Source organism: Sphingopyxis sp. SCN 67-31 (assembly GCF_001725095.1).
This window is the reverse complement of record NZ_MEFH01000108.1, coordinates 1-11,166: the sequence shown is the minus strand read 5'-3', so window position 1 is coordinate 11,166 and position 11,166 is coordinate 1. Positions and strand designations below refer to the sequence as shown.

General features: G+C 63.4%; 10 protein-coding genes. 8 read left to right on the top strand and 2 right to left on the bottom strand.

Annotation, left to right across the window (positions count from 1 at the left end; translation table 11 throughout):
* From ABS88_RS19900 to ABS88_RS19885, 4 genes are all read left to right on the top strand, one after another.
* Window positions 1-899: copper resistance protein B (locus ABS88_RS19900; RefSeq protein ID WP_286750373.1), on the top strand; the 899-nt coding region annotated here is incomplete at its 5' end.
* A gap of 92 nt (window positions 900-991) precedes the next feature.
* Entirely contained in the window at window positions 992-1,381 is a 390-nt protein-coding gene (locus ABS88_RS19895) for a DUF305 domain-containing protein (protein WP_260833915.1), read from the top strand.
* Between the two features lie 13 nt (window positions 1,382-1,394).
* A complete protein-coding gene (locus ABS88_RS19890) occupies window positions 1,395-1,904 on the top strand; it encodes a DUF411 domain-containing protein (RefSeq protein WP_286750372.1) in 510 nt (169 codons plus the stop codon).
* A 186-nt stretch (window positions 1,905-2,090) separates the two neighbouring features.
* Window positions 2,091-4,562, top strand: a complete 2,472-nt coding sequence (locus ABS88_RS19885; RefSeq protein ID WP_186401285.1) for a TonB-dependent receptor plug domain-containing protein — start codon at window positions 2,091-2,093, stop codon at window positions 4,560-4,562.
* A 37-nt stretch (window positions 4,563-4,599) separates the two neighbouring features.
* Here ABS88_RS19885 and ABS88_RS19880 read toward each other — a convergent pair whose 3' ends face one another.
* Window positions 4,600-5,505: a LysR substrate-binding domain-containing protein gene (locus tag ABS88_RS19880; RefSeq protein ID WP_186401284.1), complete on the bottom strand. Its 906-nt coding sequence runs from the start codon at window positions 5,503-5,505 to the stop codon at window positions 4,600-4,602.
* 55 nt (window positions 5,506-5,560) lie between these two features.
* Here ABS88_RS19880 and ABS88_RS19875 point away from each other — a divergent pair, with 55 nt between their 5' ends.
* The 4 genes from ABS88_RS19875 (at window position 5,561) to ABS88_RS19860 (ending at window position 10,806) form a co-directional block, all read left to right on the top strand.
* Window positions 5,561-6,634, top strand: a complete 1,074-nt coding sequence (locus ABS88_RS19875) for an amino acid ABC transporter substrate-binding protein (protein WP_260833893.1) — start codon at window positions 5,561-5,563, stop codon at window positions 6,632-6,634.
* 83 nt (window positions 6,635-6,717) lie between these two features.
* Entirely contained in the window at window positions 6,718-8,820 is a 2,103-nt protein-coding gene (locus ABS88_RS19870; protein WP_260833892.1) for an ABC transporter permease subunit, read from the top strand.
* Window positions 8,813-10,057 carry a cystathionine beta-lyase gene (gene metC, locus ABS88_RS19865; protein ID WP_003046361.1) on the top strand — a complete coding sequence of 415 codons (1,245 nt, stop codon included), beginning with the start codon at window positions 8,813-8,815 and terminating at the stop codon, window positions 10,055-10,057. Before ABS88_RS19870 ends, metC begins: the two co-directional genes overlap by 8 nt.
* Window positions 10,054-10,806 carry an amino acid ABC transporter ATP-binding protein gene (locus ABS88_RS19860; RefSeq protein ID WP_003046358.1) on the top strand — a complete coding sequence of 251 codons (753 nt, stop codon included), beginning with the start codon at window positions 10,054-10,056 and terminating at the stop codon, window positions 10,804-10,806. Before metC ends, ABS88_RS19860 begins: the two co-directional genes overlap by 4 nt.
* 47 nt (window positions 10,807-10,853) lie before the next feature.
* Here the strand turns inward: ABS88_RS19860 and ABS88_RS19855 are convergent.
* On the bottom strand, window positions 10,854-11,166 hold a 313-nt coding region (locus ABS88_RS19855; RefSeq protein ID WP_286750371.1), incomplete at its 5' end, for a hypothetical protein.

Sequence of the window (11,166 nt, the reverse complement as noted above, 5' to 3'; positions counted from 1 at the left end):
CCCCCGAACATGCCAAAATGGGCCACTGCACCCCGCAAGCCGGCCCCGCCGATACGACGTCCCCGCAGCCGGGGATGGAAAATATGCCGGGAATGGAGGCGATGCCGGGAATGGAAGCGATGCCTGGGATGGGCAGCGCGAGCGGAACGGACTTGCCGCCCGGCGATGCTACCGCTCCGGCGCCCCCCGGCGACTGGTATGCCGACCGCATCTACCCGAAAGCCGAAATGGAACATTCGCGGCATGACATGATGAAGGAAAATGGGGGGCAGACTGTCGGGTTCATCAGCTTCAACCTCGCGGAATATCAGGCGCGCAAGGGCCGTGACGGCTTTCGATGGGACGGTGAGGCCTGGTATGGTGGCGATATCAACCGGCTGACGCTGAAGAGCGAAGGCGAGGCCGTTTTCGGCGAAGGGATCGAGGGTGCCGAGGTTCAGGCGCTCTACAGCCGAACGATCGGACCCTATTTCAATGCGCAGGCAGGTATCAGACAAGATCTTGGGCCTGGCCCCGATCGCACCTATGCAACGGTCGGCTTCGAGGGTCTTGCTCCCTATTGGTTCGAGGTCGAGGGCGCGCTTTTCCTCTCCAACAAGGGGGATTTGCTCGGCCGTCTCGAAGGATATTACGACCAGCGTATCACGCAGAAACTGATTTTGCAGCCGAGGGCGGAGCTGAATTTCGCCCTGCAGGATGTTCCTGAAACCGGCGTCGGCTCGGGCCTGTCCGACGTCGAGCTGGGTCTTCGCCTGCGCTACGAGATCGTGAAGGAGTTCGCACCCTATTTGGGCGTCGAGTGGGCGCGAAAGCTCGGCGATACTGCGCGCTTCGCGCGCGCGGCCGGTGAGGATCCGGGTGGCGTCAGCTTTGTGATGGGCGTGCGCACCTGGTTCTAGAAGTATCGAGGAGTGGCAACACGTCGAGGAGATATGCCGTGAAACCAGCCTATCGCAGCCTTGCGCTGCAGACCATTGTCAGTGGCATCATCATGTATCTGGTGATGTTCGTGATGATCGACCGCCTCTCGAGCTTCTACAACAACCTCAACATGTTCTATATGACGCTGATGATGGTGTCGCCGATGGTCGTCATCATGATCGTCGCAATGCCGGGCATGTTTTCGTCCAAGCGCTTCAACACACTGTTGCTGCTCGGATCGGCTGTCGCCTTCTTCGGGAGCTTCGCGCTCATCCGGACCCAGACGACGATCGGCGACACCGCCTTTTTGCGCTCAATGATCCCGCATCATTCGGGAGCGATCCTGATGTGCGAGCAGGCTTCGCTCAAGGATCCAGAAATTCGCGAACTGTGCCGCGGCATCGTCGCGGGACAGGCGGCCGAAATCGAACAGATGAAATCCATCCTCGCGAGGAAATGATATGACAAGTCCCATGACGCGCCGCAATCTTCTCGGCTTGGTGGTGGCCGGCTCGGGCATGGCGCTGGCGGCCTGTAACGCTTCGCCGGGATCCGTGCCGATCGGCGAGACGGAGGCCGCTCGTGAACCCCGTGCCGATGCTGCAAGCGCCAAGCGGATGCTCGTCTATCGCGATCCCGAATGCGGATGCTGCGAGGCCTGGGCCGATATCGCGCGCAAGGCGGGGTATGAGGTGACCGTCGAAAACCGGTCGGACATGACCGAGGTCAAGGCGCGTCACCACGTTCCCGAGCAGCTCGCCTCGTGCCACACGGCGGTCGTCGGCGACTATGCGATCGAAGGTCATGTGCCGATGCAGCATGTCGCGCAGCTGCTCCGGGACCGGCCCCGCGACATTTATGGGATCGCAGTTCCGGGCATGCCGCGCGGCTCGCCGGGTATGGAGATGCCCGATGGAAGCGCGGATGGATTCGAAGTCATTGCCTTTGGCCCGGATGGCAAGTCGATGGTGTTCGGCGCCTGATCGGCGACACGCTTTGCGACGAAGCAAGGGCTTGCGAGCCGGGAGAGAGGGACGCGGGCGCGATATATAACTTAATGGAATGACCCTCTCGTTTGTGGCGATGAGTCGTGATTATTTCTGGCCATGACCCAAGCGCAGCGATAGCCCGCTGAGGAAGCCGAGAGCTTTCGCAAATGGAGGGGACCCATGAGAAAATTTTTTCGCACGAGTGGCTCGATCGCCGCTGTCCTGGCCGCCTCGTCGGCCATGGCCGCCTTCGCGCAAGAGAATGGCGAGGAGGCATCGAAGCCGGGTGCATCGCAGGGCGAGATCATCGTGACCGGTACGCGGCGGAACGACCTAAAGGCTGCGGACTCGGCTCAGCCGATCGATATCATTACCGGCGCAGAACTGCTCGAAAAGGGCACGGCCGACATGAACGACCTCCTTCGCACCGAGGTTCCATCGCTCAACGTCCAGCGTCTCGTCAGCAATGACGGGGCCGTCTTCACCCGGCCCTTCTCGCTTCGCGGTCTGCCGCCGGACCAGACGCTGGTGCTCGTGAACGGCAAGCGGCGCCATCGCGGCGCGACGGTCCAGTTCACCAATGTTCCCTATATCCGGGGATCGCAGGGACCCGATCTTTCGGCGATCCCGTCGATCGCGATCGGCCAGCTCGAGGTGCTGCGCGACGGCGCGTCGGCGCTCTACGGATCGGATGCCATCGCCGGCGTGCTCAATTTCGGGCTGCGCCGTGACCGCGAGGGGGGCTTGCTGATCGCCCGCTACGGTCAATTCTACAAGGGCGACGGCGAGGATGTCCTCATCCAGGGCAATGTCGGGCTTCCCTTCACCGATGCCGGTTTCGTCAACATCAGCGGCGAATATGTAAACGCGAATACGACGTCGCGCGGCGTTCAGCGCCCCGACGCGCAGGCGCTCATCGATGCGGGCGTCGAGGGCGTCCCGGTCCCGGCGCAGCGCTGGGGTAATCCCGAGTCCGAAGCGGCCCGCATCTTCGTCAATGCCGGTATCGACCTGTCGGACGAGATGGAATTCTATACCTTCGGCAATTACAGCTGGAGCCGTGGGACGACGGCCTTCTTCTACCGCCATCCCGACACGAGCTTCATTTCTACCTCGATCCCGCTCACCAGCACTCCGGGGGGGCAACGCTTCAGCTTTCGCCAGCTCTATCCGGGCGGTTTTACGCCGGAATTCGGGGCCACGGTCACCGATGCCGCGCTCGCTGCCGGCCTCAAGGGCGAATTCTCGTCGGGCCTGACTTATGATCTCAGCGCCTCTTATGGGCAGAACCATGCGTCCTACCGGATCGACAACACGGTCAATCCGTCGCTTGGGCTAAGCTCGCCGACGTCGTTCAAGCCGGGGCAACTCGAACAGCGCGAGCTCGCCTTCAACCTCGATCTCACCTACCCGATTGCCATCGGCACCGCCGATCCGCTGACCCTCGCCGGCGGCCTCGAATATCGGCGCGAGACATATGAGATTACCGCGGGCGATATCGCGTCGTGGCAGGTCGGCCCCTTCGCCTCGGTCGTCGACCCCGATACCGGGAACAGAGTGGGGCTCCCCGTCGGCTCAAACGGATTTCCCGGATTCAGCCCGATACAGGCCGGCGAGTTCGCGCGCCGCAACTGGGCCGCCTACACGTCGCTTGAAGGCAATCTCACAGAGGCGCTGCAATTCGGCCTCGCCGGTCGATACGAGAATTATTCGGATTTCGGCTCGAAGTTCACCTGGAAGGTGAACGCACGATATGATTTTTCCGACCTGTTCGCGGTTCGCGGCTCGGTCAATACCGGCTTTCGCGCCCCCACGCCCGGCCAGTCGAATGCCTCGCAGGTCCAGACCAATATCGACTCGGTCACGGGCGCGCCGCTGACGGCGGGCATCATCGCCCCCAATAATCCGGTGGCGCAATTCTTCGGGGCGACGCCGCTCCGGCCGGAAAAATCCTTCAACCTGGCGGGCGGCATCGTCGTGAAGCCGTCCAATCGCGTCACCTTCACGCTCGATTATTTCAACATCAAGGTCGAAGACCGGATCGCGGTATCGGGCAATTTCAACCTCACGCCGGCGCAGCGGGCGCAGCTTGCGGCGCTCGGCATTCCGGGCGGGGATTCCTTCCAGCAGGTGAGCTTCTTTACCAACTCCTTCGACAGCCGCACCCAGGGGGTCGACGCCGTACTGACCGTCGGCTTCGACCTCGGCGCAGGCAAGGCAACACTGGGCCTCAACGGCAATTATACGAAGACAGACGTCATCAAGGCTTCGCCGGTGATCACCGCCGACCGCGAGCGACTGCTCGAACTCGAAGGCTTCGTCCCCAAGTGGAAAGGCAACGCCTCCTTCAGCTATGAAGGCGAGCGCTTCGGCTTCCTCACGCGCGCGAACTATTATGGCAAATGGACCGACTATGGCGCGACCCCGGCGGCCGACCAGACCGGCGGCGCCGAACTGCTGGTCGATCTCGAGCTTTCCTACCGGGTCAACGACATGCTCAAACTCGCGGTCGGCGGCGAGAATATCTTCGACAACTACCCCGACCGCGAGGCGCGCCAATCGCAGATCAACAACGGGATCCAGTATCTCCGCTTTGCGCCGACGGGGTTCAACGGCGGCTTCTGGTACGTCCGCGCGACCGCTTCCTTCTGATCGGTGGCGCTGGGCGGGCGTGCGACGACTTTCGTCTTCAGCCGGCTTCGGCGCCGAACATCGCGTCGCGGTGGGCTTCGAGCATCGCGATGAAGGCGGCCGCAACTTGCGACATCGGCCGCAGCATCGGCGTGAAGAGCATATATTCGAAATGAACCTCCGGCGCGAAATCACGGACCGTAAGCCCCCGCTCAGCATAATCCGCGGCGGTTACGGGGTTGAGGATCGAACATCCGACGCCCTGCATGACCAGCGCGCAGATCGTCATTGCATATTGGGTTTCGATGACCATTTCGCGGTGGACGCCCGCGTCCTCGAAAATGCGGTCGATGCGGTGGCGCACGCCGTCTTCGAGCGCGAGCGAGATGAAGGGCTCGCCCTCGAGGTCCGCCGGCCGGATGACGTCCTTTGCGGCGAGGCGGTGCCCGGCGGGAAGGACGCAGGCACCGGGGCAGCGCAGAAAGCGCTCCATCCGGATGCCAGGCAACTCGCGCGCCGGCGTCGCCAGCCCGATGTCGAACTGCTGGTTCGCCATCCATTGCCGCACCGTGGACGAACTGCGTGTCTGCAGCTGAATGGTGACGCCGGGATGCGTCTCGCGAAACGCCGCGATCACGCGTGGCAGGAAGCTGACGGCAAGGGCGGGGAGCGCTGCGATCCGCAAGGTTCCGGTCGCCATGTTGCGGATGTCCTCGGCCACCCGCTTCAGCGCGGCGATGCCGGAAAAGCTACGCTCGACCTCGTAAAAAAAGGCATCGGCCTCGGGGGTCACGGTGAGCGCGCTGCCGCGCGAGCGCAGGAAGAGCTGAAAGCCGAGTTGATGCTCGAGATCGGCGAGCATCTTGCTCACCGCGGGCTGCGACAGGTTGAGCGACTGCGCGGCCTGGGTAACCGATCCCGAGACCATCACCGCCCGGAATGCTTCGAGGTGACGCAGGTTCATCGCACATCGCTCCTTATAGCTATTCTTTATGGCATTAGCATTGAAAGCTTCCATTATGAATAGGTCGCGCGCGCCGCGCTCTCTGCTTTCTGCCCTACTCGCCGCGGGCGCCCTGCTACTGGGCGGCTGCGGCGGCAAGCCTGCGGGCTCTGGCGAACATGAGGTCGCCGCTGCGGCGAAAGGTTCGACCCTCGCGCGAATCCGGGCGCGGGGAACGCTCAATTGTGCCGTCCACACGGGACAGCTCGGCATGTCCTATCTCGACCAGCGCGGACGCTGGCAGGGGTTCTTCGTCGATTACTGCCGGGCGCTCGCCGCCGCCGTTCTGGGCGATGCGCGCAAGGTCCGCTTCATGCCGGTTGCCTCGAACAAGCGCTTCACGATCGTGCAGACGGGCGAAGCCGACGTCCTGTCGCGGACGACCACATGGACGCTGACGCGCGACACCGATCTCGGGGTGAATTTCGTCGGCATCATGTATTATGACGGGCAGAGCTTCCTTGTGCCGAAACGCTCGGGCGTGCGGCTTCCGGCGGATCTCGACGGCGCGTCGATCTGTATCACCAAGGGGACGACATCCGAACTCAACACCGCCGAATATTTCGAGCGCAAGGGGCTCCGCTTCCAATCGGTCGTCTTCGAGAATCCCGAGGAAGCGAAACTCGCCTTCTTCGCGGGGCGATGCGACGCGATGACCACCGATGCCTTCACGCTGACGGTGATCCGCCTCGCCGATACGGCAACGCCGGGCGATTATGTCGTGCTGCCCGAACGGCTCACCAAGGAACCGGTCGGGCCTGTCGTGCGCAGCGACGACGAGCAATGGTTCGAGATCAACAAATGGGTCCTGAACGCGCTGTTCGCCGCCGAGGAAATGGGAGTCACCCGGGAGAATGCGGCGCGGATGCGTTCAACCTCCCCCGATCCCGAGGTCCGCAAGATGCTGGGCGGCCTGCCGGGATTCGGCAAGTCGCTCGGCCTCGACGATGACTGGGCGTATCGGGCGATCCGGGAGACGGGCAATTATGGCGAAATCTTCGACCGCCACATCACCCCGCTCGGTGTCGAACGCGGGCAGAACAGGCTATACCGGGACGGCGGGCTGATCTTCCCGTTGCCGATGCGATGACCCCCGTTCGGCGACGATCTGCCATCGCCGCGCTGCCCTGGCTGCTTTTGGCGGGAGGGCTGGCGGCAAGCTACGCCTTGTTCATGACACTCACCGACAATCTCGCCGACCGGAATATCCGGACGGGGTTCGGTTTCCTGTTCGACCGGGCGGGCTTTGCGATCGGCGAAACGCTGATCGCATACGCGCCGGGCGACTCCTATGCCGCTGCGTTGTCGGTGGGGCTGCTCAACACGCTCCTGATCTCGGCGCTCGGCATCATTTTCTCGACCCTGTTCGGCCTCGCAATCTGTATGGCGCGCCTGTCGTCCAACTGGCCGTTTGCGAAGCTTTCCGGCCTCTATATCGAACTGGTCCGCAACATCCCGCTGCTGCTCCAGATGTTCGTCTGGTACGCCATATTGCTGTTCGGGTTGCCGGGTCCCGCCGCAGGATCCGTCGGTGCGTTCGATCTCGACAATCGGGGGTTGCATCTCCCCGCACTTGTGCTCTCCGATCCCGGCAGGCTCGCCTTGCTGACCGCGATCATCGCGGTGGCGATCCTCTTCGGCGCCGTCGGGCGCCAGCGCGTTCGGGTGCGCACCGCGCTGGCGCTGGCTGGCATCGCCTCGCTTTCGTTCATCCTGTGGGGCGGGGTCGATCTGCCGCGGGCGGGGCGTTTCGGAACGGTCGGCGGCCTCTCGCTCTCGACCGAATTTCTGACGCTGGTTGCCGGGCTTTCGGTCTACGCTTCGGCCTATCTGGCCGAGATATTCCGCGGCGCCATTCTCGCGGTGCCCGCCGGGCAGCGCGAGGCGGCGAGGGCGCTCGGCCTGTCGCCCGCGCAGACGATGGGACGGATCGTCCTTCCGCAAGCCTTGCGCGTCGCGATACCGCCGATGACGAGCTGGCATCTCAATACGATCAAGAACAGCTCGCTGGGGGTGGCGATCGGATATCCCGAATTTGTTTCGGTCGTCGATACCGTCATCAGCCAGACGGGGCAGGCCATCGAGGGCGTCGGTCTGATTGTGGCGACCTTCCTCCTACTTTCGCTTTCCTTGTCCTTCGTCACCGGCCGCTATGCCCGCCGTCTGGGCTGGAGTGTCGCCGGACAGCCGGGCCGGAGTGCCGAGGCACCCCGTCTTGAACCCTTCCCCTTGCGCCGGATGGCCGACTGGCCCGCATGGATGCGGCGCAATCTGTTCGGGGGCGGAGGGCAGTCTGTCCTGACGCTCGCCATTTTTGTTCTGGCGGCTCTGGCCATCGGCAAGGGGCTGTCGTGGCTGTTGCTCGATGCGACCTTCGCCGGCGGGGCGATCGAATGCCGGTTGGCCAGCGGCGCGTGCTGGCCCTTCCTGCGGGAAAATGCGCGGCTCATCCTGTTCGGCACCTATCCCGAAGCCGAGCAGTGGCGCGCCGCCGCAGCAGCGGCGGTACTGCTGCTGTCCCTCGCGCTGTCCTTCGTCCCGCGCTTTTGGGGCCGTCGCCTCGGGCTGGTCTGGGTCGGCGCTATTCTGGTCGCTGTGCTCTTGTTGCGAGGCGGGTTCGCGGGGCTCGTGCATGTGCCCATGGAAAAATGGAGCGGCCTTCCGGTCACGCTTCTGCTCGCCAGCATCGCGGTGGTCGGCGCATTTCCGCTGGCGATTGTCCTCGCATTCGGTCGCAGGTCGTCGCGGCGCACGCTTCGCTGGGCGAGCACCGCCTTCATCGAGCTCGTTCGCGGAACCCCGCTGATCGGCGTGCTGTTTCTCGCCGCGGTGATGTTCCCGCTGTTCGTTCCCGCCTATCTTTCGATCGACAGCCTGCCGCGTGTCCAGATCGCGCTCCTCTTCTTCACCGCCGCCTATATGGCCGAGGTCATCCGGGGCGGCCTGCTCGCGGTATCGGCCGGGCAGGGCGAGGCCGCGCAGGCGCTCGGCCTGAGCAAATGGCAGGCGCGGCGGCACGTCCTGTTGCCGCAGGCGCTCAAGGTCAGCGTGCCGGGTCTGGTCAACACCTCGATCAGCGAGGTGAAGAATACCACCCTCGTCCTGATCGTCGGCGTCTTCGATGTGTTGCAGACGACGCGCCTTTCCTACGTCGAGGCGCAATGGCGACCCTATTTCGCCGAAGCCTATCTTTTCACCGGGACCATCTTCTTCCTCCTCTGCTTCTCCCTGTCCCGGCTCAGCATGAAGATCGAACGGAAATTATCCTATGCATGAACAAGACCCAGCATCGCCCCGCGAGCGGGCTGAACCCGCCGGGGGCGCCTGGCAGGATCCAACCCGCGCCGTTCACGCCGGCCCGCGCGCGAGCGATCAGCGGGGTCTCATCAATCCTCCCGTCGATCGCGCCTCGACGATCATCTACGACAGCGTCGAAGCCTATATGGATCGCCACCGGGGGCTTTATGACGAGGTCATCTACGGCCTGTATGGCACGCGCACGACCTTTGCGCTCGCTGAGGCCGTCGCCGAGCTCGAGGCCGGCTATGCGACGGTCATCACCTCCTCGGGAACAAGCGCGATCGCGCTCACCCTCACGGCGTTTGCGGGCGCGGGCGATCATCTGCTCGTCGCCGACTGCGTCTATGGGCCGACCCGAAAATTCCTGACCGATGTGCTCGCGCGTTTCGGGGTCGAGGTCGAATATTTCCGGCCCGATATCGGCGCGGAGATAGCTGACCTGTGCCGCAGCAACACCCGCCTCATCTATATGGAGACCCCGGGCTCGCAGACATTCGACATGATCGACGTGCCGGCGATCGCGGCGGTCGCGCGCGGCCGTGGCATTTTGACGGCGGTCGACAACACCTGGGCGACGCCGCTCTTCTTCAAGCCGCTGGCTCATGGCGTCGATGTCTCGCTCGCGTCGGCGACCAAATATCTCTCGGGGCACTCCGATTGCCTGCTCGGCACGATGACCGCGGGCAGCGAGGCCATCTATCGCCACCTCAAGGATGCGGCGGCGCGCTGGGGCAATTGCGCGAGCCCCGACAATTGCTATCTGGTCCACCGGGGCATCCGGACGCTCGACGCGCGTCTCGAGCGCCACCAGCGCACCGCGTCGACCCTGATCGACTGGTTTCTGTGTCAGCCCGAGGTGGTCGCGGTTCGCTATCCGGCTCACCCCGCCGATCCGGGCCACGCGATCTGGAAGCGGGACTTTGCGGGGGCGTCGGGATTGTTCGGCGTCCAGCTCGATCGTCTCTCCCCGCCGGAGACCAGCGCATTCTTCAACAAGTTCTCGCTATTCCAGCTTGGGTCGAGCTGGGGCGGTTTCGAAAGCCTTGCGGTCCCCGCGTGGCCGGCGCCGATCCGCGACTTTCCGAATGGCGAGGCCGAAGGTGCGCTGATTCGTATTCATGCAGGGCTGGAGGCGCCCGACGATCTAATCGCCGATCTCGATGCGGCCTTCGGGCGGGTGCGGATGATGCGGAGCGGAAAGCGGGCGTCATGACGGACGCTTCGATTCCGGCGGCTGTCAGTCTGCGGCAGCTCGAAAAATATTACGGCGGCTATCACGCGCTTCGTTCGATCGACCTCGATATCGCGCCGCGCCAACGCGTTGTGATTTGCGGTCCCTCGGGCTCCGGTAAGTCGACCCTGATCCGCTGCATGAACATGCTCGAAGCGCCGGACGCCGGAGAGGTGCTGATAGAGGGCGTCAGGATAAACCGGGTGTCCCGCGATGCTGCCGCGGCGCTCCGTGCGGTCGGCATGGTTTTTCAGCAGTTTAATCTGTTTCCGCACAAGACGGTGCTCGAAAATTGCACCCTCGCGCCCGTCCTCGTCGGCGGCGTCGCGGTCGAGGATGCCGAGGCGCGGGCCATGTCCTATCTGGACAAGGTCCGGATCGCAGATCAGGCGAGCAAATATCCCGGGCAGCTTTCGGGCGGGCAGCAGCAGCGAGTAGCCATCGCGCGTGCGCTGGCGATGGAACCCCGGATTCTCCTCTTCGACGAACCGACATCGGCGCTCGATCCCGAGATGATCAAGGAGGTGCTCGATGTGATGACAGCGCTGGCCGGCGAGGGGCGGACGATGGTGTGCGTGACGCACGAGATGGGATTCGCGCGCGAGGCAGCCGATCGCATTCTTTTCATGGACCAGGGGCAAATTGTCGAGGACGCGAGGCCGTCCGACTTTTTTGCGGCTCCCAAAAGCGAACGCGCACAGACATTCCTTGAACAGATACTTTCGCACTGAGCAGTCGCTTGTGAGCGGCCCCGAATGGCTTCGATCTGCGTCCCCTGTCATTTCATGAGCAAGTCGAAGGGGAAGGCGGTCGGCTCCTTGCGCGAATGGGCCGGACCCTGCAAAAAAATTTCAAAATCGATGAGGGGTGAGGCGTCGGCATGCGTATTAGACAAGTATGATGCGCGCCGAATTTGGCATTTAACTAATTGATATATTTCGATAAATTCCTGTTGACCTGTATATACATTTAATGCTCTCTGAGGGAAATCGGCCAACCAACAGGGGGTTTCGCTATGATGATCAGGACATTTTTGCTCGCCAGCGTCGCGGCAGTCGCGGTCTTGGCAACGCCGGCACTTGCGCAGGACG